The organism is Haloprofundus halophilus (genome assembly GCF_003439925.1).
GTDB lineage: Archaea > Halobacteriota > Halobacteria > Halobacteriales > Haloferacaceae > Haloprofundus > Haloprofundus halophilus.
Genome location: NZ_QQRR01000001.1, coordinates 336,942 through 362,403, shown reverse-complemented (window position 1 = coordinate 362,403; position 25,462 = coordinate 336,942). Strand labels below are relative to the sequence as shown.

The window sequence follows — 25,462 nt, the reverse complement described above, 5'->3', positions numbered from 1 at the left end:
TTGATCGAATGGAGAGAGACGCGGCCGAAACTGCGTCGGGTGCGACGGTACGCGCCGCCGAGAGAGACGCTTTTACCGTCGGACCGGATACTGGGAACCGTGCAAGTCGTCGGTTACGATTCACTCGACGGAGGACTCTATCTCGCGCCGAGCGGCGGGGCGACACTCGGTGACGGGACACCGACAGACCCGACCGAAGTCGAGTATCTCCCGCTCGACGCCGGCGACGAACTCGCGTACCGACTCGGGGGGCGACACTGCGCAGGCACCGTCGCCGACGAGGGCCACTACGCCTGCGAGAACGACGACGCCCCCCACTGCGAGTACCACCGGAGCACGTGGGTCTGCGCGCGCTGCCGAGGGACGTGTCTCAAAGACGAGATGGACTGTTTCGACGACCACGCCGTCTACCTCGCGGCGTTCGCGCCGGACGTGTTCAAGGTCGGCGTCACCAAGGAGTGGCGACTCGACACCCGCCTTCGAGAGCAGGGTGCTGACAGGGCCGCCCACCTCCGAACCGTCGAAAACGGCCGCATCGCCCGCGAAATCGAGTCCGAACTCGCCCGAGAGCTGACCGACCGGGTGCGCGTCCCGACGAAGCGGGCGGGTCTCCACCGACGGGTCGACGCCGAGCAGTGGGAGTCGCTTCTCGCCGAGTTCGACCCGCTCGACAGCTTCGCGTTCGACTACGGCTTCAGCCTCGACAGCCGACCGATGGGCGAGACCATCGCCGCCGGGCGCGTCGTCGGCACGAAGGGGCGACTGCTCGTCCTCGAAAACGCGGGGACGACGTACGCCGTCGACATGCGCGACCTCGTCGGCTACGAGCTCCGCGAGGGCGAGAGCGACCGAGAGCTACAGTCGAGCCTCGGCGCGTTCGGGTGATTACCGCACCGGCGGTTCGAGAGGCGAACCGGCCGGTTTCCGGGTATGTCCTGCCTTCAGTGGTGTGTGGTAACAGCTAACACACCACTGCGCGAACTCACGCTTTGGAGAGTGACGACGATGACCTTAGCAACGGTCCCACGGTACGACAGCGAGCGGGCGTCCGAGTGGGGAGAACGGGCGGTAGTGGTCGGAGCGGGCGTCGCGGGACTACTCGCGGCGCGCGTTCTCGCCGACGGGTTCGACGAGGTGGTCGTCGTCGAGCGAGACTCGCTCCCGGACGAACCGGTCGCCCGTCGCGGCGTGCCGCAAGCGCGCCACGTCCACGTTCTCCTGAAAGGAGGCGAATCGACGATAGAAGACCTCTTCCCGGGCTACGGCGAGGAGCTGCTCTCGTCGAGCGGCGTCGTGTTCGACGGCTCTCGGGACGTCCACTTCTACCTCGAAGGAGAGTACCTCGCCGACGGTCCGCAGCGCATCCCCCAGTACGGGGCGACTCGCTCGCTGTACGAGCAGTTACTCCGCCGTCGCGTCGCCGACCTCGACGGCGTCGAACTCCGACCGAACTGCCGAGTCGTCGACTACCGCCTCGACGACCGAGGGACCACCGTGACGGGCGTCGCCGTCGAAGACGAGGAGTCGGGCGGAGCGGTGCTCGCTACCGACCTCGTGGTCGACGCTTCCGGTCGGACGAGCCGAACGCCGGCGTGGTTGGAACGCATCGGGTACGAGTCACCTCCCGTGGACGAGGTGTACATCGACCTCGCGTACAGCACGACCCTCATCGAACGGCCGCCCTCCGAGCGTCGTTCGTACGTCGTCGCGGCTTCGCCGGCGTGTCCCCGTGGGTCCGGGATGGTCCCTATCGAGGGCGACCAGTGGCTGGTGACGCTGTACGGCGTCCACGGCGAGCGACCCCCGACGACGTTCGAGGAGTTCGAGGCGTACGCGGCGACGCTTCCCGTCTCAGACGTAGCCGACATACTCCGCGAACACGACCAGACGGCCGACGACGTCGTCCACTACCGGTTCCCGTCAAATCGGAGACGCCGGTACGAGGACCTCGACCGATTCCCCGACGGCCTCGTCGTCGTCGGCGACGCGATCGCGAGTTTCAATCCGATATACGCGCAGGGAATGTCGGTCGCGTCGCTGGAGGCGGTCCTCCTGCATCACGCGCTCGCGGCGGGCGGCCGCGACGACCTCGCCCGACGCTTCTTCGCGCGGGCGTCCGACGTCGTCGACATCGCGTGGACGATGGCCGTCGGCGGCGACTTCCAGTTCCCGGAGACGACCGGACCGAAACCTCGGGGAAACGACCTCGTCGGTCGGTATCTCTCCCGACTGTTCCGGAGGGCTCACACCGACGGCGTATTGCGAGACGCCCACTTCCGCGTGGTGATGATGGAGCAACCGCCGACGACGCTGTTTCGACCCGCGATCGCGTGGCGCGTACTCAAACCGAGCGGCGGCGTCTCGGCCTACCGTCCGAAACTGGCCCGAGTCCGGGAGTCGCCGCATCTCAAACAGTGAGTCGCTCTCTCGTCCCCCTTTGCGGAGGGTACCGAGGCCAACTGCGTCAGTGTGTCCGCCGCCCGGCTCCTTGGTCCGTCGAAATCGCCAGACGCCGCCGCTCCGTCGCCCGAGTGCCAACGCTTTTCGGCGTGGCGTGCGAACGGCGACTCATGCCAGAAGACGAACCCGACGAGTCGACAGAATCTGAGGACGTGAACGTCGAAGCCGAGGAGAACGTCGACGCCGACTCCGGCGACTCCGAGGAGGAAGAGAAATCGTTCCGCGAGCGCGTCGAGGAGATTCGAGAGCGGCGCGCCCAAGAGCGAGAGGAGCGCGGGGAAGAAGGCGAGGACCCGATGGCCGAGATGATGGGCGGCGGCGGTCCCGGCGGTATGGGCGGGGGCCCCGGCGGTATGGGCGGCGGCGGCGGCAACCCGTTCGCGCAGATGATGAGCGGCATGATGGGCGGCGGCGGTCCCGGCGGTATGGGCGGCGGCCCCGGCGGTCGGTCCGAGGAGAAAAGTGACGACAACGAGGCGCTCGTCCGCGAAGTTCGACAGCTCCGCGACGAGGTCCGCGACCAGACCCGACAGCTCCAGCGCATCGCCGACGCGCTCGAAGACCGGTAGGCCGACTTCCGACTCCGACTTTTCTCGCTACGCCTCCGCCGTGGCTCCGTCGTACACGTCCGCGAGGCGGTCGACGGCGTGCTCGACGCTCATCGACTCCCGGCGGTCGAGACACCGCCGTTCGAGCTCTCCGGCCTCGGCGAGCGTCCGCTCGATAGCCGCTCTGAACCCCGCCGTGTCGCCGAGGTCGTAGTGATAGCCGGTGACGCCCTCCTCGATAGTGTCCGAGAGCGCGCCCTCGTCGACGCCGACGACGGGCGTTCCGCAGGCGTTGGCTTCGAGCGCGACTAATCCTTGCGTCTCGACCGGACTCGGAAACAGGAACGCGTCGAGCGAACTGTAGAACGCCGGGAGCTCTTCGCGGTCGAGAAAGCCGAAGAAGCGGGCGTCGACGCCGCGTTGGCGCGCCCTGGCTTCGAGGTGCTCGCGCGCGGGGCCGTCGCCGCCGAAGACGACCGTCGCGTCGAGTCCGTCGACGGCTTCGACGATGTCGCTGAGACACTTTTCGTAGCCGTGTCGGCCCGTGTAGCCGACGAGCGTCCCCGCATCCGTGAGACCGTGTCGCTCGCGGAACGCCGTCGCGTCGACGGGGCGAAAGCGGTCGGTGTCGACGCCGTTGGGGACAACGCGGATGGGTGCGTCGTCGGCGATACGGCTCTGTAGGTCGCGCTTCGTCGCCTCGCTCGGGACGACGACGGCCGCCGCGTGACCGAGGAACCACCGCTCGTACGACTCCGAGAGGCGCTCGATGCCGGATTCGAGGCGTTCGCGCGAGGTGAGATACGAGGCGTACTCGCTGCTCGGCGTGTGGTAGGAGACGACGAACGGCAGGTCTTCGCGGCGGGCGAGGCGGAGGCCGCCGAGCCCGAGCGCGAACGGCGTGTGCGCGTGGACGACGTCGACGTCTCGCACCGCCCGGGGGACGCGCGGGAGTCCGAACCGGAACCCGTCGTAGAAGGGAAACGGGAGGCTCCGGATGGGGTACTCGCCGTCTCCCGGGTCGTAGCCGTCCGAGCCGGGGTAGACCACGTCCATCCGCCCGCCGCGGGCCTGCCAGCGGTCGCGCCACGACTCGACGGTGTAGGTGACGCCGTTGACGGTGGGCAGGTAGGTGTCGGTGAACGCGACGACCGAGTGCATTGTCACGAGATTCGGAGACTCGCGGTTAAGTCGTTGTGACTTTCGCCGTCGGCCGAGAGCCGTCGGCGACGCTCAGGCCCGGCCGGCCGAGACGTCTTCGTACGCTCGCACGAGTTCCTCGCCGACGCGTTCCAGACTGTGTTCGGCCGCCGTCGCTCTGGCGTTCTCGCCGAGTCGCTCCCGGAGGTCGGGGTCTTGCGCCAAGAGGTCGAGCGCGCGGCGAAACTCCGCGCGGGTCGAGCACTTCAGACAGTCGTGGCTGTGGGTGTAGAACTCCTCGAAGACGGGGATGTCCCGGAGGACGACCGCCTTCCCGCAGGCCATCGCCTCGAGGACGGCGATGCCCTGGTTCTCGTTCTTCGTCGGGAAGAGGTAGACGTCGCCCGCGCCGAACGCGCCGCGCTTGTCGTCGACCCAGCCGGTGAAGGTGACATTCTCCGGGGGATTTTCGGTCCAGTGCCGCACCTCCGTCGACGCCTGCGGCCCGGAGTCGTACGGGCCGAACCACGCGAACTCGTACTCGGTCTCCTCGGCGAGCCTGCAGAACGTCGTCAGCCCCTTGCGCTCGAAGACGTTGCCGACGGTGAAGACGACGAGGCCGTCGAGTCCGAACCGCTCGCGGTACTCCTCGCGGAACCCCTCGAACCCGTCGAGCGATTCGACGTCGACACCGTTCGATATCGGCCGGATGGGGGCGTCGACAGGGTACGATTCGAGGATACCTTTCGTGTACTGACTGGGACAGAGCACGAGGTCCGCCTGCGAGTAGAACCACCGGAGGTAACGCCGCAGCGGCTTCGCGGCGAGGTTCGACCCCCGGAAACTCTCGGCGAAGTCCTCGCTCGTGACGTGGCTGTGGAGCACGAGCGGCTTGTCGTAGTGTTTGGCGTGCCGAGCGACGGCGAGGCTCCCTGGTCCGATGAGGTTGCAGTGGGCGACGTCGAACTCCACGACGGGGTTTCGACCGCCGAGCGCGCTGAGGGGGATTCGGGCCGGTGACCCGCCGCGCCACGGCGAGGTGACGACCTCGACGTCGGTCGCTTCGAGCGCGGCGCGCTGGTGGTCCGTCGACGTGCCGATGCCGCTTCGGTGGAGTCGTGAAGCGAGTTCGAGGTAGTTGAGGACGCGCACTGCTCCGTCGGTTCGCTGGAGACGGCTTTTAGTGTAGCGGCTTCGGGTGGGTGAGAGGTGGAGCGGGAAGTACGAGGGAGTAGTCCCGTTCTGACGAGACCTCGAAAATCCCACCAGCGATTGCCGGACGAACCACCATTGGGTGCAGTTCCACCAGTTGACGAACGCTTCGGAACACCTTTCAGAAAACCCCGACCCACTACAGGACGAATGCCGAGCATCGCCGAGGAGCGCATCGCGCGATTACACGAACTCGCCCGCGAGGCGACCAAAGAGCGCGAGTTCGACCGCTCCCGCGAGTACGTCCGCCTCGCTCGCCGCCTCTCCGAACGGAACCGCTGCGGCCTCCCCCGCGAGTTCAAGCGCTTCTCCTGTGACGCCTGCGACGTCTATCTCGTGCCGAGCGTCAACGCTCGCGTCCGCCTCCAGGACGGCCACGTGGTGATTCGCTGCGACTGCGGTCACATCGCCCGCTATCCGTACCGCGACTGAGTGCAGTCTCGATGGCTTTCAGCGACCGGTAACGTCGGTCCGTAACTAAAGGTTCAAACCTCCCGCGTCGTTACGACGGGACAGATGGTAGACGACGAGTTACGCAAAGAGGCCCACGACCTCGACGTGACGGTCTGGGTCGGCAAGAGCGGCATCGAAGCGGTGACCGAGGAACTGCGCGACCAACTCGACGACCGGAAACTCGTGAAGGTGAAGTTCCTGCGGGCGGCCCGCGGTGGAACGTCGACCGACGAACTCGCCGACGAACTCGCCGAGGCGGTGAACGCGAAACTGGTGGAGACGCGGGGGAACACGGCGGTGTACCACTGATGGGAACCCCGCTGCAGGTCGATCCGCGCGGGCCGATTTCGAGATTTCTCGTCAACACGTTCGGCCTCGACGAGAGTGTCGCGTACGCCAACACCGTCGACTCGGCGATTACGTTTCTCATCGTCTTCGTCGCGGTGTACCTCATCGGCCGACTCCTCCTCCTGCCGGTCGTCGGCCGCCTGCTCGACAACCGAGGGCTGGAGGCGCACGCCCAGAAACCGCTGCGGAAACTGTTCGGCGTCGTCATCGTCTTCGTCGCCGTCGGCGTCGCCTTCGCCGCCGCCGGGTTCGGCAACATCCTCACTGCGCTGGCGACGATCGGTGCGGCGGCGACGCTCGCCATCGGGTTCGCGATGCAGGACGTCATCGCCAACTTCGTCGCGGGCGTGTTCATCTTTACCGACAGACCGTTCCGCATCGGCGACTGGATCGAGTGGGACGGCAACTCCGGCATCGTCGAGGACATCAGTTTCCGCGTCACTCGGGTTCGGACGTTCGACAACGAACTGCTGACGGTGCCGAACTCCCACCTCACAGACGGCGTCATCAAGAACCCCGTCGCGAAGAACAAACTCCGCCTGCAGGTGCCGTTCGGCATCGGCTACGGCGACGACATCGAGAAGGCGACGGAGATCATCCTCGAAGAGGCCCGGAAGCGCGACGACATCCTCGCCGACCCCGAACCGTCGGTCCGCCTGACGGAACTCGGCGACTCGGCGGTCGTCCTCAAGTCGCGCATCTGGATTTCGCAACCGAGTCGCGCCGACTTCGTGAAGACCCGCGGCGAGTACGTCACCTCGGTCAAACAGCGGTTCGACGCCGAGGGAATCAACATCCCGTTCCCGAACCGCACCCTCTCCGGCTCTCTCGACATCGAGGGGTTAGACCGCGTGATGGCCAGCGCCGACGACTGAATCGGCGTCGGAGCGTCCGCCCGCGCTCTCTTTTGCTCCCTATCGGTCTACGGATCCGAGGACGATGTCGAGACTGCCGAGCGACGCGATGAGGTCGGGGACGTACTCGCCGTTCGACATCTCCGGCAGCGAGTGGAGGTTGTTGAAACACGGACTCCGAATCTTGAACCGCGCGGGCGAGTCGGTGCCGTCGGCGCGGACGTATATCCCCATCTCCCCTTTGGCCGCCTCGACCGCCTTGTACGTCTCCGTGTCGTCCTCCGGACGGAGGGTCCGCGGCACGTTCGACTGGATGTTCCGTTCGTCCTCGGGCCAGTCTTCGAGCAGGTCGATGCACTGGCCGACGATCTTCGCCGACTCCTCGACCTCGCGCAGGCGGACGAGCAACCGCGAGTAGTTGTCGCAGCCGTCTTCGACGCAGACGTTCCAGTCGAGTTCCGGATAGTAGCCGTAGGGGTCGTCTCGGCGCAGGTCGTAGTCGATGCCGGAGGCACGGGCGACGGGACCGGTGACGCCGTAGTCCTTGGCGACCTCCGGCGGCAACACCCCGGTACCGACGGTGCGCGACTGCAGAATCTCGTTGCCGGTGATGAGGTCGTGGTACTCTTCGAGCGTCGGGGGGAGCTCTTCGAGGAAATCCCTGACTTTCTCGAAGAATTCGTCTCGGGGCTCGGGAAGGTCCCAGACGAGACCCCCCAGACGGAAGTAGTAGAACATCATCCGCTGGCCGGTGAGGTCCTCCATGATGTTCTGGACCTTCTCGCGGTCGCGGACGGCGTACATGAAGATAGCGGTGAAGTCGCCGTAAACGTCGAGCGCGAACGTGCCGACGGCGAGGAAGTGGCCGAGCATCCGCCCGAGTTCGACCGACATCGTCCGGAGGACGTCCGCGTACTCGGGCACGTCGAGGTCCGCGAGGTGTTCGATGGCGCGGGCGACAGCCCACTCGTTGGGGATGTTCGCCGTGTAGTCCCAGCGGTCCGAGTACGGGATTATCTGGTAGCGGTACGTCCCGTTCTGACACATCTGCTCCTCGCACCGATGCAGGTAGCCGATGTCGGGGTCGACGTGGGCGACCTGTTCGCCGTCGAGGATGCAGTTGAGGTGGAGCACCCCGTGGGTCGCCGGGTGGTGCGGCCCGATGTTGAGCAGCATCGTGTCCGTCTCCTGGTCGTCTTCGCCGGAAACGCGGCGGTCCGGCTGTAGGGGGTTCCTGCTCTCGCGGAGCGTGACTATCTGGGGTCGGTTCTGGTCGTAGTCGAGCGACAGCGGGTGACCTTGCCACGTCTCCGGCAGGAGAATGCGCCGGAGGTCGGGGTGGCCTTCGTACTCGATACCGACGAGGTCGTACGCCTCGCGTTCGTGCCAGTCGGCCGTTCGGAACACCGGTTCGGCCGACTGGCTGACCGGGCGGTCGCTCGGCGTCGGGACGACGATGCTCACCTCGTCGGTCGGGTCGGCGTACTTCTTGAGGTGGTAGATGGACTCGTAGCGGTCGCCGTACTCCTGCGCGGAGAGACAGGAGAGGTGGTCGAACCCCGCCTCGTCCCTCAGCGTCGAGAGCGTCTCTTGGACCGTGTCCGGCCGGATGACGAACGCCGGGGCGTTTTTGTGCTCGTCGCGGTCGACGACGAGGTCGCCGAGCAGGTCGGCGAGCTCTTCCTCAGTGGTCTGCTCGACGGCGGGCGTCGTCGCCTCCGGCTGCGACTCTTCGAGACTCACGACGCCGCACCACCCGTCGTGGGTCTACTCGGTCGCGCGGTACGTCGGTTCGGCCGCGAACACGGCGGTTCTGAGTTGCGTCGTGTCATCGGTGGTCTCCCGGGCGCTGACGACCTGACTTCGAGCAGTTCTCGGACGACCGAGGGCCGTCGGCGACTCGTCTCCGTCGACTAGCGTGCGCGGCGACCGCTGAAAAGGATTATCTGTAGTTGACACGAGTGTCCGCTGAGAGAGACGGATATCTGAGGGAGAAAACGCGGCGCTCAGTCCAGCATCTGCGCCGCGATAGTGTTACGAAGGATTTCGCTCGTCCCCTCGTAAATCTCGTTGAGTTTCGCGTCGCGGTAGTAGCGCTCGGCGGGGAAGTCCTTGGTGTACCCGTAGCCGCCGTGAATCTGGATGCCCTCGTTCGCGACTTCGCGGCTGATTTCGCTGGCGTACAACTTGGCCTGCGCGGCCTCCTTGATGAAGTTCTCGCCGCGCATCTTCTTGTCGGCAGCCTGGTGCATCAGGAGTTTCGCGGCCTGTATCTTCGTGTCCATGTCGGCCAGTTTGTGCTGGATGGACTGGAAGCGGGCTATCTGCTGGTCGAACTGCTCGCGCTCTTGGGCGTACTGCAGGGCGTCGTCGCGGGCGGCGCGAGCGATGCCGATGGAACGCGCGGCGATGGTGATGCGACCGCCGTTGAGCGTCTTCAGCGCGTGGACGAAGCCGTCGCCCTCCTCGCCGAGCAGGCGGTCCTCGGGGATGCGCATGTCGTCGAAGCGGAGTTCGGCGGTCGGACAGCCCTTGTCGCCGAGTTTGTGCTCGGTGCCTTCGACGACGAAGCCGTCGTCCTCCTCGGGACGGACGATGAAGGAGCTAATTCCTCTGTTGCCCGCTTCGGGGTCCGTCTTCGCGAAGAGGGTGACCGTGTCGGCGACCGAACCGTTCGAGATCCAGAGTTTGCCGCCGTCGACGACGTACTCGTCGCCGTCCCTTTCTGCTGTTGTCGTCATCGAGGGCACGTCGCTGCCCGCACCCGCCTCCGAGAGCGCGAACGCGCCGATGTCCTCGCCGGTGTTCAGCGGCGTGAGGTACTCCCGTTTCTGTTCCTCGTTACCGAAGGCGTACACCATGTTGCCCGCGAGGCTCGTGTGGGCGGCGACGACGGTTCCCAGGCCGCCGCTGCCGCGTGAAATCTCTTCGAGGCCGATAGCGTAGGAGTGGTAGTCGAGGCCCGCACCGCCGTACTCCTCGGGGAACGGCATCCCCATCAGGCCGAGCTCGGCCATCTCGGAGACGAGGTCGGCGGGGAACTCGTCAGATTCGTCGATGTCGGCGGCGACGGGCCGAACCTCCTCGTCGACGAACTCCGCGACCATGTCCCGGATCTGCTTCTGCTCCGCGGAGAGCTGAAAGTCCATACTCCGGTTTTTCACCGTCGACCGTTTAGGTTTTCCGGGTGTAGAGCGTGAGCTGTTCACATTTGACGGAAGTGCCACGAGGCTTTTTATGTCTCCTTCCGTAAGCACGGTTACTTCGGATGCCTGAAGACGCAGATGCCCGCCCGCCCGGGAACGACGCAGACTTGCAGTGGTGTCACGACGCCGTCCAAGGCGTCTCGCGGACGTTCGCACTCACCGTGCGCGTCCTCGACGAGCCGATGTCATCGTACATCTGTCTCGGCTACCTCGTCTGCCGTATCGCCGACACCGTCGAGGACGCCGAGCACATCCCCGCCGACGAGCAAGCCCGCTTGCTCCGTCTGTACGACGCGGCGCTCGACCCCGCAGACGAAACGACCATCGACCAGTTCACCGAGGCGGTCAGCCCGTGGGTGCCCGCTCCGGACGCTCGAAACGACGACTGGGAGGTCGTCGCCGAGTCACCCCGCGTCTTCCGGACGTTCGAGGCGCTGCCCGCCGACGTCCGAGAAGCCGTGACGCCGCCCGCCCGCGAACTCGTCCAGGGGATGGCGATGTTCGTCGAACGCTACGCCGACACGGATGGCCTCCGCATCCAGTCGCGCGAGGAACTCGAGGAGTACTGCTACTACGCCGCCGGAACCGTCGGCAACCTCATCACGAATCTCGTCACCCGCGGCGACATCGACTCCGAACGCCGCAAGCGCCTCTACAACACCGCCGAGGAGTTCGGCCTCCTCCTCCAACTGGTCAACATCTCCAAAGACGTCTACGACGACTACACCGAGGAGAACAACGTCTACCTCCCGGCGGAGTGGCTCGAAGACGAGGGTATCCCCCAAGACGACGTGGTCGACCCCGCGAACAAAGCCGGTTCGACCACCGTCGTCCGGCGGACGGCGGACCACGCCAGGTCGTTCCTCGACGACGCGCAGACGTACCTCGAGACGGTTCCGACGACCGACGGCAACACCCTCGCCGCGTGGGCGATTCCGTTCCTCCTCGCCGTCGGCACGCTCCGCGAGCTGTCGGCGAACCCCGAGGACGCGCTCACCGGCCGCGGCGTGAAAGTGTCCCGGCAGGAGGTGTTCGCCGTCGTCGGCGCGATGACGAGTGGCGGACGACACTCGCTGGCGGAGCTCCGCGAGGCCATCGCTCGCGCGCCGTACCACCGCGTCGCCCAGCAGGCGGACTGAGCGTCGTAACCGGGGCCGCAGAACGCAGCGGACTTCCGGGACGTTTAACCCGGAGTCGCGCACGCCTTCTGGCATGAAAGCCACCGCGCGAGCACACCCGATTCAGGGCCTCGTGAAGTACCACGGGATGCGCGACCCGGAACTTCGACTGCCGTACCACGACAGCATCAGCGTCTGCACCGCCCCCTCGAACACGACGACGACCGTCGAGTTCGACCCCGACGCCGACGAAGACGCGTTCCTCATCGACGGCGAGGAAGTCGAGGGCCGCGGTGCCGAGCGTATCCAGGCCGTCGTCGACCACGTCCGCGACCTCGCGGACGTCGACCACGCCGTCCGCTTCGAGAGCGAGAACAACTTCCCCGCGAACGTGGGCTTCGGTTCCTCCTCTTCGGGCTTCGCCGCCGCGGCGATGGCACTGTCGGAGGCCGCCGGTCTCGACATGACGCGCCCCGAGATATCGACCATCGCTCGCCGCGGCTCCTCCTCGGCCGCCCGCGCTGTCACGGGCGCGTTCTCGCACCTGTACACGGGACTGAACGACGACGACTGCCTCTCCCGGCGTATCGACACGGAGCTGGAAGACGAACTCCGCATCGTCGCGGGACTCGTGCCGGCGTACAAGGAGACCGAACAGGCCCACGAGGAGGCCGCCGAGAGCCACATGTTCCAGGCGCGGATGGCCCACATCCACGGCCAGATCGCCGAGATGCGCGACGCGCTCCGCAACGCGGAGTTCGACCGCGCGTTCGAACTCGCCGAGCACGACTCGCTGTCGCTGACGGCGACGACGATGACGGGTCCCTCCGGGTGGGTGTACTGGCAACCGGAGACCATCGCCATCTTCAACGCCGTCCGCGACCTCCGCGACGAGGGCGTTCCGGTGTACTTCTCGACGGACACCGGCGCGAGCGTCTACGTCAACACGAAAGCAGAGTACGTCGACGAGGTCGAGCGGGCGATTTCGGACTGCGGCGTCGAGACGATGGTGTGGGAAGTCGGCGGCCCCGCCGAGATTCTCCCCGAGTCCGACGCGCTGTTCTGAGCCGAGAGCCGCTAAGTCGGAGTGGTCTTTATCGGACGACTCTGCTACTGGAGCTTGTCGGCCGAGGGGCGGGAGAGACGAGAGAACAGACGTGTGTCGGTCGAGGGGCGGGAGAGACGAGAGTGGAGAGACGAGACGTGCAGGAGTGCGCCAGTATCGGTCGGTAGTCCGTTCATCTGTGCGCGGGCGGCGTCGGTCAGACGAACCGTTCGCGGCGACGAGTCAACCGACCGGGTCGGAAGTAGTGGTTGCATTTCGGACACTGGACGTTCGCGCGAACGTACTCGGGTACCTCGAAGCGGTTCTTGCACTCGGCACATCTGACGATCATTGTCTCACGTTACCGTGACGAGGGGCAAATAATAGTTGGTTGAAGAACGCGACTGTCCGAAACTGCTGTAGGAAACAGCCGAACGTAGCGTCGGAACGGCGGGGCCGACACGAGAAGTGAGAGGTACGGAAGGAGAGCGAGGAGAGAGGATTCGAGCGGGTCGGTCGATGCACCGCTATATCGTTGCCGTCGCGAGCGTCGAGAAATTCGAGTCCTCGCAGACGGCGCAACGTCGCGGCGGGGTGGGCGACGAAGTCGCCATCACGACACCGCAGTGTCGACAAACGTGTGTGTACTGTCGGTCGGCCATAGGCACTCCCCAAGGTGTGGTAACGGCACGCACGGAGATAACGTGTGTAGATTACAACAGTACACGGATTGCATCGAACGACTCGACACCGGGGACGGTCACGAGGGGCCCACATCCTCTTTGCTTCGTGGTCCCAACCGCCGAGTATGAGAGTTGCCGTACTCGGTGCCGGTTACGCGGGTCTCGTCCTCGCGCAGCGTCTCGAACGTCGACTCCCCGCGGCCGTCGACATCGTCGTCGTCGACGAGTCGCCGACGCACCTGGTCCAACACGAAGTCCACCGCGTGATTCGCCGCCCGAGCGTCGCCGACGCCATCACCCTCCCGCTGGACGACGCTCTCGACCGCGCCGAGATAGTCACCGAGCGCGTCGAGCACGTCGACGCCGAGGCGGGCCTCGCCGAACTCGCCGACGGGACGGAGCTCGACTACGACTTCGGAGCGGTCTGTCTCGGGTCGGAGACGAACTTCTACGACCTGCCGGGCGTCGAAGAACACGGGCTGCCGCTGAAGCGCGTCCGCCACGCCGAGGCGATTCGCACGCGGTTCCTCGACGTCTGCGAGGCCGGTGGCACCGTCGTCGTCGGCGGGGCGGGGCTGTCGGGAGTGCAGACGGCGGGCGAACTCGCCGCCCTCGCGGGCGAACGCGACGCGACCGACCGCGTCGACGTCGTCCTCCTCGAACAGTTCGACAGCGTCGCGCCGAACTTCCCGGAGAACTTCCAGCAGGCGGTTCACGACGAACTGGAAGCCCGCGGTGTGGAGATACGAACCGACACGCCGGTTCAGCGGGCGGACGCCGACAGTATCGAACTCGCCGCAGGTGCCCAGCCGTACGACCTGTTTGTCTGGACGGGCGGCATCCGCGGCGCGGACGCGATGGGCGGCGAGCGTCCGGTCGTCCGCAACGACCTCCGGCTCACCGAGAGCACGTTCGTCGTCGGCGACGCCGCCCGCGCCGTCGACGCCGACGGCGAGGCCGTCCCCGCCAGCGCCTCCGCGGCGATTCGAGAAGCCGGAGCGGCCGCTCGAAATATGGCGGAACTCGTGACTCACGAACTCGACGGCGACGGCGCCGACTTCGCCCCGCGACTGAAACCGTACCGCTTCGACGTTCCGGGGTGGATCGTCTCCGTCGGCGACGGCGCGGTGGCGCAGGTCGGACCGACGGTCGTCACCGGGGCGGCGGCGAAAGCGATGAAGACGACCGTCGGAGCCGGCTATCTGAGTTCGGTGAAGGCGGTCGAGAAAGCGGCCGAACTGGTCGAAGAAGAACTGAACGCGTAAACTCGGAGCCGCCCCGGTCGGCGAAGGTTCATACCCGATGCCGGGACCACTTCGTCGGGTGACGTGACTACCGGCCGTCGGCGGTGAGCGGGTGTGCGGCCACCCGCCGGCGGGTCGTCGACCGCTCGAACGGCCGCCTGTTCGCCCACTTGCTCGAAGCGCCGAGTTACGACTGTCCCGCCTCGACCAGCTCTCGGACTCGGCTCTCGTCCACCGAATTCGTCGTCTCTCCGCCCGACTTGAGCGCCGTCCCGACGATGGCCCCGTCGGCGACGGCGAGCAGGTCGGCCACGCTCTCGACGGTCGTTCCGCTCCCGACGACGACCGGCGCGTCGAGACCGAGCTCGTCGCGGCGAGCCACCACGTCGCGGAGGCCCTCGCGGTCGACCGCCTCGCCAGTGCCGACGCCGGAGACGACGACGCCGTCGGCGAGGCCGCGTTCGAGCGTTTCGGCGACGACTTCGTCCGTCTCCCTCGGAGTCATCGGTGCGGAGTGCTTGACGTCGACGTCGGCGAGAACCGCCACGTCGGCGTCCAGTCGCTCGCGGAGGCGCATCGTCTCGTGGGCCCGACCGGTGACGACGCCCTGGTCGGTCACCCGCGCACCGGTATGGACGTTCACGCGGACGAACGACGCACCGGTCGCGGCCGCCACCGACAGCGCCGCTTCCGCGTCGTTGCGGAGGACGTTGACGCCGACGGGGACCGACACCGCCTCGGAGACCGCGCCGACGAGCGCCGTCATCGACGCGACGGTGTGCTTCGGCACGCCGTCGGGGTAGAAGGGAACGTCGCCGAAGTTCTCCACCATGACGGCGTCGACGCCGCCGGATTCGAGCGCCGTCGCGTCGGACAACGCTCGTTCCCGGAGTTCGTCGCGGTCGCCCGCAAACTCGGGTGCTCCGGGGAGTGCCGGGAGGTGAACCATGCCGATTATCGGCGCGTCGAGCGCGAGGAAGTCGTTCATACGCGTCGCTCGACGGGCGGCCTCAAAGAGGCGGCGAGTTCCGGCCGCCGGTCGGGTCGAACCGACGCGTATAATTCGCGCTTCGAGAGACGACTGTCCGATGGCCGAGACGATTCGATTCGAGGAGAACGCGTTCACCGCGGTCTGCGAGCGACTGCCGGAACTCGCGCTCGTCGACGACACGGAGTTGATGCGCGAGGCCGCCGCCGCCTTCTTCGAGGGTCACGAGGACTACTTCTGGACCGCGCCCGCCGCCTCCAGCTACGCCCACCACAACCTCTACTGCTGCGGCGAGCGCGGCCTCTGGACCCACACGAAGATGGTGTTCGCCGCGTACGAGCGCCTCGTCGACTCGTATCTCGAACAGGGACTCGTCACCGAATTCGAGCGGGATCTCGGTCGCGTCGCCTGCCTGCTCCACGACGTGAAGAAGTACGGCGAGACGTACGAGGAAGGCGATCGCGCCGACCGCGACCACGACGTGCAGGCGGCCGACCTGCTCCGAGCCGAGACGGAGTTGGACCCGCGCGTCGCCGACGCCGTCGAGCGACACATGGGCCCGTGGTACGACGGCCCCGAACCGGAGACGCCGCTGCAGCGACTCGTCCACCTCGCGGACATGACCGCGTCGACGAAGAACGCCACCGTCGGGGTGTACCAACCGCACGAGAAGATTCGGTCGCTGTATCCGTCGATTCCGGAAGCGACGTTCTGATTCGGCGGACGGAGCGGCGGAGCCGATACGATCAAGATCCGGGGATCCGTCGGAGTCGGACGTGTCCCGATGGAGACGCGTCGTCCGACGAGAGCTTCGCAGATACCGCGACCAGACGGGAACCGACGTCGTCTCGCGGCAGGACCTACTGGACCAGTCGCTCCCCGTTCTTCGAGCGGAGTTCCCCGATGCCGCGACGCCCGGACAGACGCTCAGCCGCGTGATGCAAGAGCTACGAGACCGAGGGGAGGTCGACTTTCTAACCCCCGGAGTCTACCGAGTCGCCGACCTCGGCAGGGCGGCGGAAGAGACCGCTTCGACCCCCGAGCCGAGCGACGGCGTCGACGCCGAGTTTCCGGCGTACGAGGCACGAACGTACCGGACGACCGTCGGCGCACGCTCGATGCCGGCCGCGTTCCGCGAGGCGATTCTCGAACGATACGCGGAGCGGTGTCCCGTCTCCGGCGTCGACCGGCCGGCGCTTCTCGACGTCGCACACGTCCTCCCGTGGAGCGACTACGAATCGGTTCGGACCGACCCCGAGAACACGCTGCTCCTGAGCAAGACGCACCACGCCGCCTTCGACGCCGGACTGTTCACCCTCGACGGCGACTACCGACTCCACGTCGCGCCGAACTTCACCAGCGAGAGCGACGTTCTCCGGCGAACGCTCGTGAAGAGCGACGGCGAACGAGTCGACGTACCGGAGTCGGCAGGGCTCTCGGCGGCTCACCTCACCGAACACAACGAGACGCTCGATTGGTGGTAGCGGTGGTCGACGCTCGCCTCGGCCGAACCCGGTTCGGCGGGCAGGGCTACGTCACGCCGCCGTCCTGTCGGTCGAACTGCTCGTACGCCGCCTCGTCCAGAATCGTCCGGAGTTCGTCGACGACTTCCCAGACGTCCTCGTGGCTGTTGTACAGCGGCGCGGGGCAGATTCGGACGACGTTCGGCGGCCGGTAGTCGACGACGACGCCCCGCTCTTTGAGCGCGAGGCTCACCCGATACGCTTCGGGGTGTTCGACGGCGACGTGGCCGCCGCGGCGGTCGGGGTCTCGGGGAGTGCCGACGTCGCAGTCGTAGCCCGCCTCCGAGAGCGCGTCGACGAGGTCGACGAGGTGGGTCGTCAGCGAGACCGACTTCTCGCGGACGGTCTCGATACCTGCCTCCTCGAACATCCGGAGCGAACCCTCCAACGGCGCGGCGCTGAGCATCGGCACCGTCCCGATCTGCCACGCGCCGGCGTCTGCGGCGGGCGTGAACGTGAGGTTCATATCGAACTGCGTCTCCTTGTCGTGACCCCACCACCCGGCGAGGGCGGGCGTTTCGCCGAAGTGCTCGCGGTTGACGTACAGCCCCGCGATAGCGCCGGGACCGCCGTTGAGGTACTTGTAGCCGCACCAGACCGCGAAGTCGACGCCGACGCCCGAGAGGTCGTGGTCGACGGCACCGACCGAGTGCGCGAGGTCGAAACCGGCGAGAATACCCCGGTCGTGAGCGGCCTCGGTGATTCGCGCTACGTCGAGCAGTTGACCGCTTCGGTAGAGCACCGACGGCAGGAAGACGATACCCGGGTCGTGTTCGTCCATCGCGTCGACGACGTCGTCTTCCTCGATTGTCCGGCCGTCCCGGCTCTCGACGGCGACGAGGTGCTCGTCGGGGTCGTAGCCGCGCTGACGCAACTGCGCGCGAATCGCGTAGTGGTCGGTCGGGAAGTCGAGGTCGTTCACGAGCACCGTCGGCGAGTCGACGACGTCGAGGAAGGTGCCGACCAGCGTGTGGATATTGACGGTGGTCGAGTTCGCGACGACGACTTCCGCTTCGTCGGCGCCGACGAGCGGCGCGGTCATCGACCCGAGTCGCTCGGCGTAGGTGAACCACGGTTCGTCGGCGTCGGTCCACCCGCGGATGCCGAGTTCGCGCCACTCGTCGACGACGCGGTCGAGGCTGCGTTCGGCGTCCTCGGAGATGGGACCGAGCGAGTTGCCGTCCATGTACTGGCCGTCGGGAATCTCGAAGCGGTCGACGAACCGCGAGAGGGGGTCGTCGCGGTCTAACTCGCGGGCCGTCCGGCGGGGCGGGAAGTCGGTCATGGACGAACCTGTGTGTCAGTGACTATAGAGATGGCCGATGCGGAAAGCCGGACGGCCGCGGCGAACCGGTGACGGCATCGGATTAGTTTTACTCGCGGCGTTCGCACGCCCGGTATGTCCGACCTCGGGAAGATAGACCCGGAGTTCTTCGACGAGTTCCTGTACCCCCGACTCGGGGCGACCCGCGACGACGTCGCGCTCGGGCCGAAACACGGCGTCGACTTCGGGATGCTCGACGTCGACGGCACCGCCGTCGTCCTCGCCACCGACCCCCTCTCCGTGCTCCCCGACCTCGGCTTCGAGCGCGCCGGACGGTTCGCGCTCCACATCGTGCTCTCGGACGTTGCCGTGTCGGGGCTCGCGCCGTCACACCTCGCCATCAGTTTCTCGCTCCCGCCCGAGATGTCCGACCGGGAGTTCGCCGAACTCTGGACCGCCATCGACGACGAGGCCGAGAAGTTGGGAATCAGCATCGTCACGGGCCACACCGCCCGCTACACCGGGTGTTCGTTCCCGTGGGTCGGTGCGGCGACGGCGTTGGCCGTCGGCGACCACGACGACGTCGTTCGCCCCGACGGCGCGCGTCCCGGCGACGTCGTACTCGTCACGAAAGGGCCGGCCGTGGAGGCGACGGGACTGCTCACGACGCTGTTCGGCGACCGGATGGCGCTGCCCGAGGAGACGCTCGACGAGGCTCGAAATCGGCTCGACGAGACGCGGACGGTGCGCGACGCGCGTGCTATCGTCGACGCAGTCGACGCGAGCGGCGCGGGTGACGACAGCGGCGACGTGACCGACGTGGGCGGCGTAACCGCGATGCACGACGCGACGGAGGGAGGCCTCCAGGGCGCGCTGTGCGAAGTCGCCGGGAGCGCCGGCGTCCGTCTCGACGTCGAGCGCGACGCGGTACCGCTGCGGCCGGGCGTCGCCGAGACCTGCGAGTATCTCGACATCGACCCGTGGCACGCGACGAGTTCGGGGACGCTCGTCGTGACCGTCGCGGAGTCCGCCGTCGACGACGTGGTTTCGGCGCTCCAAGCGCGGGGAACGCCCGTCGGCGTCGCCGGAACGGTGTCGGCGGGTGAGGGTGTCTACCTCGACGGCGAGCGGGTCGAACACCCGCGGGTCGACCCCTCGTGGGCGGTGTACGAGGCGTTCGCTGAAGGCGAGTCCGACTGAGGTGAGAGACGTGACGGTGCGCGGCGACACGCGGTGACACGCGGCGGACGGTTGCCGCGACACCCACCGTTATAGTTCGCCGCCGAATCTCCGGAGACCAAATGGATGTTCGCCGCGTCGTCTCGCTCGTCTTCCTCTGGCAGCTAGCGGCGAGCGTCTGCTACTACGCCGTCTTCGCGGCGACGCCCTTTTTCCGCGACCAGTTCGGCCTCTCGGGGACGGCCGTCGGCCTCGTCGTGACGTCGCTGACGCTCGGCTACGCGGTGTTTCTGCTCCCGCTCGGCGCGCTCACCGACCGCGTCGGCGAGCGTCGAACGCTGACGGTCGGCCTCCTCGGCCTCTCGGTGGGGGCGCTGCTCGTCGCCGGCGCGTGGTCGTACGCGACGCTGCTCGTCGGCGCGTTCCTGCTCGGGTCGCTGTACGGGACGGCGATGCCGGGGACGAACAAGGCGATATTCGACAGCGTTCCGACCGGCAGACAGAACCTCGCCGTCGGCGTCAAGCAGGTCGGCGTGACCGCCGGAAGCGGCGTCAGCGCGCTACTCGTCACGGGTATCGCGGGCGTGCTCTTCTGGGAGGCCGGGTTCTATATCGCGGCCGGCGGTGGCCTGCTCGTCGCCGCGCTCTTCTGGTTCGTCTACCGGGGTGCCGACACCGGCGGCGACGCCGAGTTTCCGAGTTTCCGTCGACTACTCCGCAACCGACCGTACCGTTCGCTGACGGTGGCGGGCGCGTTCCTCGGCGCGGGACTGTTCACGACGACCGGGTACACGATTCTCTACGTCGAGGAGTCCATCGGGGCGTCCATCGCTCTCGGCGGTCTCGTTCTCGCGGCGTTACAGGTCTCCGGCAGCGTCGGGCGCGTCGTCACGGGGTGGCTGAGCGACGCGCTCTCGGGCGACCCCCGGCGGCGCATCGCTAAAATTCTGCTCGTCCAGGCGATGGGGAGCGCCGCGCTGTTCGTCGTCGTCGCCTTCGTCGACACGACGGCCGCCGCCGCCGTCGCGTTCGTCGTTCTCGGCTTCTTCGTGCTCGGCTTCACCGGCGTCTACTACTCCTGCATGGCGACGGTCGTCTCCGCCGAAGAGATGGGTGGAGCGACCGGCGGCGGACAGCTGGCACTGACCTCCGGCGCGCTCGTCGCGCCGCCGGCGTTCGGCTACCTCGCCGACACGTTCGGCTACCGGGCGAGTTGGCTCATGCTCGCGGCGCTCGCGCTCGCCGCGACCGTGTTCGTCGTGCAGGTCATCCGGACCGAACCGCCGGCGGACGTCGCCGCCGCCGCCGCGGACTGAGTCTCTACCTCGACCCGCAGAAGCGTTATTCGGGCGGAGCGTGACGGACCGTCGATGCCGTCTCTCGCACTCGACACCACGTACGAACCGGCCGCCGACGAACGACGCGCCTGCACGGAGTCGCTGACGGAACTGTACACCGAGAAGATGTCGACGACCGCCGGCCACGTCGCCGTCGTCGTCAGGGAACACCCGCCGACGGCGATGTCACTCGGTCGCGCGGTCGACGGGCCGATAGCGGTGTTGAACGCGGACATCCGACGCGGTCGCTCGTTCGAGCGCCGTCGAGCGTTCGCGCTCGCGGTCGTCGACTGGCTGGAGGCGGCGTGGGGCGTTCCGCGTCCGAACGCGAAGGTGGTCTTCACCGAACACGAGGGCCACGACCTGATGGGTGCCGACCGCGTCGGCGGCGAGTGGTCGCCCGAGGAGGAGCAGTAGCGAGGGGCAGCGGCGAGTGGTCACCCGAGGAGAAGCAGAACGAGGAGCGACGGTGAGGCGACTGCCGCTCAGACCCGCTCGACGAGTTCGACGACGTAGCCGTCGGGGTCCTCGACGAAGGCGACGCGGCGGCCGATATCCTCCATCGTCGTCGGTTCGGTCACGACCGACGGGTCGCTGTGGTCGACGAGACGCTCGAACGTCTCGTCGGTGCTGTCGACGCCGACGGCGAGGTGGTCGAAGCCGCCGGCGGGGCCGACCGGGTCGTCACTGTCGGGGTCGTACTTGAACTGGAACTCGCCGTCGTCGCCGCCGACGTAGACGTTCCGAACGCCGTCGCTGGTGAACTCCCAGTTCAGTTCGAGACCGAGGCCGTCGACGTAGAAGTCGAGCGTCGCGTCGATGTCCGAGACCCGAAGCGCCGTGTGGATAACGTCGTTCGTCACAGTAGCCCGCTCTGCGCCGATTACATAAACGCTGTCGCTACCGGGACGATTCCGGGCTACTGACCGAGCGCCCGCCGAACGTCTCTCGCTACCGCGGTCATCGCTTCGTCGGCGACGTCGACGTCGTCGGTCAGACTGAGAAACCCGTGGACCATCCCGGGGTAGTGGCGGTGTTCGACGTCGACACCGGCCGCCGAGAGCCGGTCGGCGTAGGCGACCCCCTCGTCTCGCAGCGGGTCGAAGCCGGCGGTGACGACCGTCGCGGGCGGCAGGTCCGAGAGGTCGGCGGCGCGAATCGGTGCGGCGAAGGGGTTGTGCGCGTCGACCGGACTTCGGAGGTACTGTTCCCAGAACCAGCGAACGTCCCGCGTAGAGAGCAGATACCCGTCGGCGTTCTCCGCGTAGGAGCCGCGGTCGAACGCTCGCGATATCATCGGGTACAGGAGCGTCTGGTGGCCGATTTCGGGTCCGTCGAACTCCCGGGCGCGCAGCGTCGTCACCGCCGCTAAGTTGCCCCCCGCGCTGGTTCCGGCGACGCCCAGTCGGTCGGGGTCGCCGCCGAACGTCCCCGCGTGGGCGGTGACCCACTCGACGGCGGCGTAGGCGTCGTCGACGGCCGCGGGGAACGGGTGTTCCGGCGCGAGGCGGTAGTCGACGGAGACGACGACGCAGTTCGCCCGCCGGGCGATCGCCCGACAGACGCCGTCGATGGAGTCCAGCGTCCCGAGCGTCCACCCGCCGCCGTGGTAGTAGACGAGCGTCGGAAACGGTCCCTCGCCCTCGGGTCGGTAGATGCGCACCGGAATCTCTCCGGCGGGTCCGTCGAATCCCAAGTCGCGGACGAACTCGATGCCGTCGTCGTTCGGCGGTCCGTCGGGCGTGAACAGGTCGTCTTCGACGCGGCGGGCGCGGTCAACCGACATCGCGTGCCACCGGGGGACGCCCAGTCGCTCGATATCCTCGACGACGGCTTCGACCTGGGGGTCGAGTGCGTCTCGTCTCTGTCGGGCCTCTCGCACGTCTCGCCGTTCTCCCATATCTCGCGCTCACGGGCGGCGCTCTTAGTCGTCGGGGTGTCAATTAGTCGTTGAGGTCTCAGAGCCGACGAAGTCTCATCTCCCGCCGGTCGTCTCGCCGCGAAAAAGCCGAAACAGGGAGTGTTACCGGCTCGGGAGACCGCGCTGCGCCGACGCCGCGATGATGAACACCGCGAACAGGGCAACGACGAGCCACTGGCCGGTCTGCGACGTCAAGGCGTCGGCGACGACCCCCAAGAGGTCGAACCCGACCGCCTGTCCGAGTGCGAACAGCAGTAGCACGAAGCCGACGAGTGCGAGGCCGCTCCGAAGTGCCGCCTCCGCGAACCACGACGACATGCGCTCGAGCGCACCCGGACGCTCCGTCCGTCGTTCCGTAGTCGCTGACGCGCGAGCATCGGCCGTTTTGTCGGCGTTTGCTTGGTTGTCTGCGGTACCGGACTGACGGGCGTCGTTCCGTCCGTCTCCGCTATTTCGTGCTCGGGGCATGTTGTGTTCCCCGGTCGGTGGAGACGACCGACGGGCAATAGTATGCGCAACTTAACGGAGAGTCGTGGGGCGAATACTGTCAGACGGGATGGAGTACGAGCGAGACACCGAAAGAGCTACACCGGCACTCTCGGAGTCGGAAACGACAGATGACCACCTCCGACCCGACGGAGACACTCGCCGCGGCCTCCGGTTTTCGTCCCGTCGACGCGCCGTACGTCGGCGCGACGCTGTGGCTACTCGGTACGCTTCTCGCGAGCTACGCCGGCTACGAACTACTCGTCAACCAGTTGCAGTACCCGACGCTGTGGGGCGTTTCGGTGGTGCTGCTGGTGTTTTCCGTGGTCGTTCTCGGTCAGTACGTCGCTCGGACGCGGGGTTGAGTTGCGCACGTCCCGACCCGACTCGGTCTCGTACCCTCACTACGCACTCGAACCGTGTCTCGCCGACCGTTTCACCCTCTGTCCGACTCAGTTGTCCAGCAGAACGAGGAGCACCTGCCGTCGAGTGGTCCGGTAGCGTCGACAGAAGTTTTTTCCCGGAACGTGGTCCACGTGTTATCGATGTCTGAGCCCTCCGCGTCCGATTCGCCGTCGAACCGTTACGATATCTCCACGGTCGAACTCGACGACGACCACTACGAAGTCACGCAGTCGGTGATTCGGAACAAGTACGTCGTCCGCGACAGCGCCGGCGATGTCGTCCTGCGCGGGAAGCAGAAACTGTTCAAGATGAAAGAGGAGTTCCCGTTCGTCACCGGCGACGGCGAAGACGCGTTCACCGTGAAGGCCGGCGGCATCATCGATATCGCGGGGAACTACGCCATCACGGACGCGGGCACCGGCGAGGAAGTCGTCGTCCTCGACGAGGACTTCTCGCTGTTCGTGGAGAACTGGACGGTTCGCGACCCCGACACGGGGGAGGCTCTGGCGACTATTCGGTCGAAGAGCAAGCCCCTCTCGGCGCTCCGGCACCTCGTCTCCGTCGCGAATCTCGTCCCGAACAAGTACGAGATATTCGATGCTGATGGCGACCACGTCGGCGATATCGAGGGGAAGTTCTCGCTGCGAGACGCCTACACGGTCAGTATCGACGACGCCAGCGACGTTCCGAAAGAGGCGGTCGTCGCCTCCGCGTGCATCCTCGACGCCCTCGAAAACCAGTAGGTCGACATCCCGTACGCCGCGGTCGCACGCTCGACTGTCGAACGAATCGACTCAGCGCCGAGATGTCGTCCCGCGAGTGAGGCCGAAGGCCGAACGAGCGGCCGTTTTCGGTCCAGCTCTTTGCGAGGAGCGGTCCCGCTTCGCGGGACCCGACGAAGTAAAACGGTGGATGGGCGCTGCAGGATTTGAACCACGGTCGTTCCGCTCGCTTCGCTCACTCCCTGATTCAAACCCTTCGCGGTAGATGCTTCTCCGCGTACTTCGTTCGCGGAAGAACCATGGGCGCTGCAGGATTTGAACCCACGGCAACTTGGTCCGAAGCCAAGCACTCTGTCCAGACTGAGCTAAGCGCCCTTCACTCTACTCGAACACGGCGGAGTGTTTAAATGCCGTGGTTTGCCGTCACGCTCACTTCGCGCGATTTATCAGCGCCGGTGTAACAGTCCATGCTATGTCTCTCGGCGAGCGCCTCCGCGGTTTGCTCGACCTCACCCGACCGGGCAACACCGTCGCGGCCGCCCTGCTGACGGCGACCGGCGTGTTCGTCGCCGCCCCGGAAGCGATACTCGGCGGGCAGCGAGAGGCGTTGGCTGCGGTCGCGGCGACGGCCTGCGCGACCGCCGCGGGCAACGCCGTCAACGACTACTTCGACCGCGAAATCGACCGCATCAACCGCCCCGACAGAGCGATTCCGCGCGGGGCGGTGTCGCCCCGGGGTGCGCTCGTCTTCAGCCTCGCACTGTTTCTGGCCGCCGTCGTCGCCACCGCCGCGCTCCCGTTCGTCGCCATCGCCATCGCGGTGACGAACCTACTGGCGCTCGTCGCGTACACGAAACTGTTCAAGGGGCTTCCGGGCGTCGGCAACGCCGTCGTCGCGTACCTCACCGGAAGCACGTTCCTGTTCGGCGCGGCGTCAGTCGGATGGGTCTCCGACGCCCTCGTGTTGTTTCTGCTCGCCGCGGTTGCGACGTTCACCCGCGAAGTCGTCAAGGACGTCGAAGACGTCGATGGCGACCGAAAGCAGGGGCTCCGGACGCTCCCCATCGTCGTCGGCGAGCGGCGCGCGCTGTGGATCGGCGTCGCGTCGATAGCGCTCGCCATCTTGGCCAGCCCCGTTCCGTACGTCTCCGGGACGCTCGGAATCGTCTATCTCGTGCTCGTGGTCCCGGCCGACGCGCTCATGCTCGGGGCTGCGCTCCAGTCGTTTCGCGACCCCAGCGCCGGACAGCGACGGCTGAAACTCGGGATGTTTCTGGCCGCCGGCGCGTTCATCGCCGGACGAGCGACCGGGTCGCTGCTGTGAAC

27 protein-coding genes and 1 tRNA gene are annotated in these 25,462 nt (G+C 67.0%); 17 read left to right on the top strand and 11 right to left on the bottom strand.

Going from position 1 to position 25,462, the window contains the following annotated elements; genetic code table 11:
- The first annotated feature begins 99 nt into the window (after positions 1-99).
- The 3 genes from DV709_RS01735 (at position 100) to DV709_RS01725 (ending at position 3,029) form a co-directional block, all read left to right on the top strand.
- Positions 100-885 carry a DUF2797 domain-containing protein gene (locus DV709_RS01735; protein WP_117591259.1) on the top strand — a complete coding sequence of 262 codons (786 nt, stop codon included), beginning with the start codon at positions 100-102 and terminating at the stop codon, positions 883-885.
- A 120-nt stretch (positions 886-1,005) separates the two neighbouring features.
- A complete protein-coding gene (locus DV709_RS01730; RefSeq protein ID WP_117594024.1) occupies positions 1,006-2,418 on the top strand; it encodes an NAD(P)/FAD-dependent oxidoreductase in 1,413 nt (470 codons plus the stop codon).
- Between the two features lie 152 nt (positions 2,419-2,570).
- Positions 2,571-3,029 carry a hypothetical protein gene (locus tag DV709_RS01725; RefSeq protein ID WP_117591258.1) on the top strand — a complete coding sequence of 153 codons (459 nt, stop codon included), beginning with the start codon at positions 2,571-2,573 and terminating at the stop codon, positions 3,027-3,029.
- A gap of 27 nt (positions 3,030-3,056) precedes the next feature.
- Here DV709_RS01725 and DV709_RS01720 read toward each other — a convergent pair whose 3' ends face one another.
- Both DV709_RS01720 and DV709_RS01715 read right to left on the bottom strand, forming a co-directional pair.
- Positions 3,057-4,169 carry a glycosyltransferase gene (locus DV709_RS01720; protein ID WP_117591257.1) on the bottom strand — a complete coding sequence of 371 codons (1,113 nt, stop codon included), beginning with the start codon at positions 4,167-4,169 and terminating at the stop codon, positions 3,057-3,059.
- Between the two features lie 72 nt (positions 4,170-4,241).
- Positions 4,242-5,300 (bottom strand): glycosyltransferase family 4 protein, encoded by a 1,059-nt coding sequence (locus DV709_RS01715; RefSeq protein ID WP_117591256.1) that lies wholly within the window; start codon positions 5,298-5,300, stop codon positions 4,242-4,244.
- A gap of 210 nt (positions 5,301-5,510) precedes the next feature.
- Here DV709_RS01715 and DV709_RS01710 point away from each other — a divergent pair, with 210 nt between their 5' ends.
- From DV709_RS01710 to DV709_RS01700, 3 genes are all read left to right on the top strand, one after another.
- Positions 5,511-5,792 (top strand): ribonuclease P protein component 4, encoded by a 282-nt coding sequence (locus DV709_RS01710; protein ID WP_117591255.1) that lies wholly within the window; start codon positions 5,511-5,513, stop codon positions 5,790-5,792.
- Between the two features lie 84 nt (positions 5,793-5,876).
- Positions 5,877-6,122, top strand: a complete 246-nt coding sequence (locus tag DV709_RS01705; RefSeq protein WP_117591254.1) for a YhbY family RNA-binding protein — start codon at positions 5,877-5,879, stop codon at positions 6,120-6,122.
- The gene (locus tag DV709_RS01700; protein ID WP_117591253.1) at positions 6,122-7,036 is read left to right on the top strand and encodes a mechanosensitive ion channel family protein; all 915 of its coding nucleotides are present in this window, start codon (positions 6,122-6,124) and stop codon (positions 7,034-7,036) included. Before DV709_RS01705 ends, DV709_RS01700 begins: the two co-directional genes overlap by 1 nt.
- A 39-nt stretch (positions 7,037-7,075) precedes the next feature.
- On the opposite strand, the gene DV709_RS01695 is transcribed toward DV709_RS01700, so the two are convergent.
- Together DV709_RS01695 and DV709_RS01690 are read right to left on the bottom strand one after the other, a co-directional pair.
- Positions 7,076-8,758, bottom strand: a complete 1,683-nt coding sequence (locus tag DV709_RS01695) for an NADH-quinone oxidoreductase subunit D (RefSeq protein ID WP_117591252.1) — start codon at positions 8,756-8,758, stop codon at positions 7,076-7,078.
- 263 nt (positions 8,759-9,021) lie between these two features.
- Complete coding sequence (locus tag DV709_RS01690) at positions 9,022-10,164, bottom strand: acyl-CoA dehydrogenase (RefSeq protein ID WP_117591251.1); 1,143 nt, start codon at positions 10,162-10,164, stop codon at positions 9,022-9,024.
- A 119-nt stretch (positions 10,165-10,283) separates the two neighbouring features.
- Between DV709_RS01690 and DV709_RS01685 the strand changes: the two genes are divergently transcribed.
- Together DV709_RS01685 and mvaD are read left to right on the top strand one after the other, a co-directional pair.
- Positions 10,284-11,360: a phytoene/squalene synthase family protein gene (locus DV709_RS01685; protein WP_117591250.1), complete on the top strand. Its 1,077-nt coding sequence runs from the start codon at positions 10,284-10,286 to the stop codon at positions 11,358-11,360.
- A 73-nt stretch (positions 11,361-11,433) separates the two neighbouring features.
- Entirely contained in the window at positions 11,434-12,405 is a 972-nt protein-coding gene (gene mvaD / locus DV709_RS01680) for a phosphomevalonate decarboxylase MvaD (RefSeq protein ID WP_117591249.1), read from the top strand.
- A gap of 196 nt (positions 12,406-12,601) precedes the next feature.
- Here mvaD and DV709_RS01675 read toward each other — a convergent pair whose 3' ends face one another.
- Positions 12,602-12,736 (bottom strand): zinc-ribbon domain-containing protein, encoded by a 135-nt coding sequence (locus DV709_RS01675; RefSeq protein WP_117591248.1) that lies wholly within the window; start codon positions 12,734-12,736, stop codon positions 12,602-12,604.
- Between the two features lie 456 nt (positions 12,737-13,192).
- Between DV709_RS01675 and DV709_RS01670 the strand changes: the two genes are divergently transcribed.
- Positions 13,193-14,332 (top strand): NAD(P)/FAD-dependent oxidoreductase, encoded by a 1,140-nt coding sequence (locus DV709_RS01670; RefSeq protein WP_117591247.1) that lies wholly within the window; start codon positions 13,193-13,195, stop codon positions 14,330-14,332.
- A 166-nt stretch (positions 14,333-14,498) separates the two neighbouring features.
- On the opposite strand, the gene DV709_RS01665 is transcribed toward DV709_RS01670, so the two are convergent.
- The gene (locus DV709_RS01665; protein ID WP_117591246.1) at positions 14,499-15,299 is read right to left on the bottom strand and encodes a BtpA/SgcQ family protein; all 801 of its coding nucleotides are present in this window, start codon (positions 15,297-15,299) and stop codon (positions 14,499-14,501) included.
- A gap of 100 nt (positions 15,300-15,399) precedes the next feature.
- On the opposite strand from DV709_RS01665, the gene DV709_RS01660 reads away from it, so the two are divergent.
- Positions 15,400-16,014 carry an HD domain-containing protein gene (locus tag DV709_RS01660; RefSeq protein ID WP_117591245.1) on the top strand — a complete coding sequence of 205 codons (615 nt, stop codon included), beginning with the start codon at positions 15,400-15,402 and terminating at the stop codon, positions 16,012-16,014.
- Between the two features lie 61 nt (positions 16,015-16,075).
- The gene (locus DV709_RS01655) at positions 16,076-16,783 is read left to right on the top strand and encodes an HNH endonuclease (RefSeq protein ID WP_117591244.1); all 708 of its coding nucleotides are present in this window, start codon (positions 16,076-16,078) and stop codon (positions 16,781-16,783) included.
- A gap of 46 nt (positions 16,784-16,829) precedes the next feature.
- Here the strand turns inward: DV709_RS01655 and kynU are convergent, their stop codons facing one another.
- Positions 16,830-18,107: a kynureninase gene (kynU, locus tag DV709_RS01650; protein ID WP_117591243.1), complete on the bottom strand. Its 1,278-nt coding sequence runs from the start codon at positions 18,105-18,107 to the stop codon at positions 16,830-16,832.
- 114 nt (positions 18,108-18,221) lie between these two features.
- On the opposite strand from kynU, the gene DV709_RS01645 reads away from it, so the two are divergent.
- The 3 genes from DV709_RS01645 (at position 18,222) to DV709_RS01635 (ending at position 21,019) form a co-directional block, all read left to right on the top strand.
- Complete coding sequence (locus DV709_RS01645) at positions 18,222-19,286, top strand: AIR synthase family protein (protein WP_117591242.1); 1,065 nt, start codon at positions 18,222-18,224, stop codon at positions 19,284-19,286.
- Positions 19,287-19,387: 101 nt separating this feature from the next.
- Positions 19,388-20,581, top strand: a complete 1,194-nt coding sequence (locus tag DV709_RS01640; protein WP_117591241.1) for an MFS transporter — start codon at positions 19,388-19,390, stop codon at positions 20,579-20,581.
- A 54-nt stretch (positions 20,582-20,635) separates the two neighbouring features.
- Entirely contained in the window at positions 20,636-21,019 is a 384-nt protein-coding gene (locus tag DV709_RS01635; RefSeq protein ID WP_117591240.1) for a tautomerase, read from the top strand.
- Positions 21,020-21,087: 68 nt separating this feature from the next.
- Here DV709_RS01635 and DV709_RS01630 read toward each other — a convergent pair whose 3' ends face one another.
- The 3 genes from DV709_RS01630 to DV709_RS01620 form a co-directional block, all read right to left on the bottom strand.
- A complete protein-coding gene (locus DV709_RS01630) occupies positions 21,088-21,465 on the bottom strand; it encodes a VOC family protein (protein ID WP_117591239.1) in 378 nt (125 codons plus the stop codon).
- A 56-nt stretch (positions 21,466-21,521) separates the two neighbouring features.
- The gene (locus DV709_RS01625; protein ID WP_117591238.1) at positions 21,522-22,502 is read right to left on the bottom strand and encodes an alpha/beta hydrolase; all 981 of its coding nucleotides are present in this window, start codon (positions 22,500-22,502) and stop codon (positions 21,522-21,524) included.
- 123 nt (positions 22,503-22,625) lie between these two features.
- Positions 22,626-22,841 (bottom strand): hypothetical protein, encoded by a 216-nt coding sequence (locus DV709_RS01620; protein ID WP_198665626.1) that lies wholly within the window; start codon positions 22,839-22,841, stop codon positions 22,626-22,628.
- Between the two features lie 299 nt (positions 22,842-23,140).
- Between DV709_RS01620 and DV709_RS01615 the strand changes: the two genes are divergently transcribed.
- Together DV709_RS01615 and DV709_RS01610 are read left to right on the top strand one after the other, a co-directional pair.
- Positions 23,141-23,374: a hypothetical protein gene (locus DV709_RS01615; RefSeq protein WP_117591237.1), complete on the top strand. Its 234-nt coding sequence runs from the start codon at positions 23,141-23,143 to the stop codon at positions 23,372-23,374.
- A 180-nt stretch (positions 23,375-23,554) separates the two neighbouring features.
- On the top strand, positions 23,555-24,157 hold the full coding sequence (locus tag DV709_RS01610; protein ID WP_117591236.1) for an LURP-one-related/scramblase family protein: 603 nt from the start codon (positions 23,555-23,557) through the stop codon (positions 24,155-24,157).
- Positions 24,158-24,436: 279 nt separating this feature from the next.
- Here the strand turns inward: DV709_RS01610 and DV709_RS01605 are convergent.
- Positions 24,437-24,511, bottom strand: a tRNA-Arg gene (locus tag DV709_RS01605).
- Positions 24,512-24,608: 97 nt separating this feature from the next.
- Here DV709_RS01605 and DV709_RS01600 point away from each other — a divergent pair.
- Positions 24,609-25,460: a geranylgeranylglycerol-phosphate geranylgeranyltransferase gene (locus DV709_RS01600; protein WP_117591235.1), complete on the top strand. Its 852-nt coding sequence runs from the start codon at positions 24,609-24,611 to the stop codon at positions 25,458-25,460.
- Positions 25,461-25,462: the final 2 nt, after the last annotated feature.

Excerpts from the sequence above, each read along its gene's own strand:
- DV709_RS01600 (WP_117591235.1), top strand. The coding sequence starts at position 24,609 with ATGTCTCTCGGCGAGCGCCTCCGCGGTTTGCTCGACCTCACCCGACCG.
- DV709_RS01660 (WP_117591245.1), top strand. The coding sequence starts at position 15,400 with ATGGCCGAGACGATTCGATTCGAGGAGAACGCGTTCACCGCGGTCTGC.
- DV709_RS01620 (WP_198665626.1), bottom strand. The coding sequence starts at position 22,841 with ATGTCGTCGTGGTTCGCGGAGGCGGCACTTCGGAGCGGCCTCGCACTC.
- DV709_RS01665 (WP_117591246.1), bottom strand. The coding sequence starts at position 15,299 with ATGAACGACTTCCTCGCGCTCGACGCGCCGATAATCGGCATGGTTCAC.
- DV709_RS01705 (WP_117591254.1), top strand. The coding sequence starts at position 5,877 with ATGGTAGACGACGAGTTACGCAAAGAGGCCCACGACCTCGACGTGACG.
- DV709_RS01720 (WP_117591257.1), bottom strand. The coding sequence starts at position 4,169 with ATGCACTCGGTCGTCGCGTTCACCGACACCTACCTGCCCACCGTCAAC.
- DV709_RS01625 (WP_117591238.1), bottom strand. The coding sequence starts at position 22,502 with ATGGGAGAACGGCGAGACGTGCGAGAGGCCCGACAGAGACGAGACGCA.
- DV709_RS01730 (WP_117594024.1), top strand. The coding sequence starts at position 1,006 with ATGACCTTAGCAACGGTCCCACGGTACGACAGCGAGCGGGCGTCCGAG.
- DV709_RS01645 (WP_117591242.1), top strand. The coding sequence starts at position 18,222 with ATGTCCGACCTCGGGAAGATAGACCCGGAGTTCTTCGACGAGTTCCTG.
- mvaD (WP_117591249.1), top strand. The coding sequence starts at position 11,434 with ATGAAAGCCACCGCGCGAGCACACCCGATTCAGGGCCTCGTGAAGTAC.
- DV709_RS01610 (WP_117591236.1), top strand. The coding sequence starts at position 23,555 with ATGTCTGAGCCCTCCGCGTCCGATTCGCCGTCGAACCGTTACGATATC.
- DV709_RS01670 (WP_117591247.1), top strand. The coding sequence starts at position 13,193 with ATGAGAGTTGCCGTACTCGGTGCCGGTTACGCGGGTCTCGTCCTCGCG.
- DV709_RS01710 (WP_117591255.1), top strand. The coding sequence starts at position 5,511 with ATGCCGAGCATCGCCGAGGAGCGCATCGCGCGATTACACGAACTCGCC.
- DV709_RS01700 (WP_117591253.1), top strand. The coding sequence starts at position 6,122 with ATGGGAACCCCGCTGCAGGTCGATCCGCGCGGGCCGATTTCGAGATTT.
- DV709_RS01615 (WP_117591237.1), top strand. The coding sequence starts at position 23,141 with ATGACCACCTCCGACCCGACGGAGACACTCGCCGCGGCCTCCGGTTTT.
- DV709_RS01685 (WP_117591250.1), top strand. The coding sequence starts at position 10,284 with ATGCCTGAAGACGCAGATGCCCGCCCGCCCGGGAACGACGCAGACTTG.
- DV709_RS01725 (WP_117591258.1), top strand. The coding sequence starts at position 2,571 with ATGCCAGAAGACGAACCCGACGAGTCGACAGAATCTGAGGACGTGAAC.
- DV709_RS01640 (WP_117591241.1), top strand. The coding sequence starts at position 19,388 with ATGGATGTTCGCCGCGTCGTCTCGCTCGTCTTCCTCTGGCAGCTAGCG.
- kynU (WP_117591243.1), bottom strand. The coding sequence starts at position 18,107 with ATGACCGACTTCCCGCCCCGCCGGACGGCCCGCGAGTTAGACCGCGAC.
- DV709_RS01675 (WP_117591248.1), bottom strand. The coding sequence starts at position 12,736 with ATGATCGTCAGATGTGCCGAGTGCAAGAACCGCTTCGAGGTACCCGAG.
- DV709_RS01690 (WP_117591251.1), bottom strand. The coding sequence starts at position 10,164 with ATGGACTTTCAGCTCTCCGCGGAGCAGAAGCAGATCCGGGACATGGTC.
- DV709_RS01635 (WP_117591240.1), top strand. The coding sequence starts at position 20,636 with ATGCCGTCTCTCGCACTCGACACCACGTACGAACCGGCCGCCGACGAA.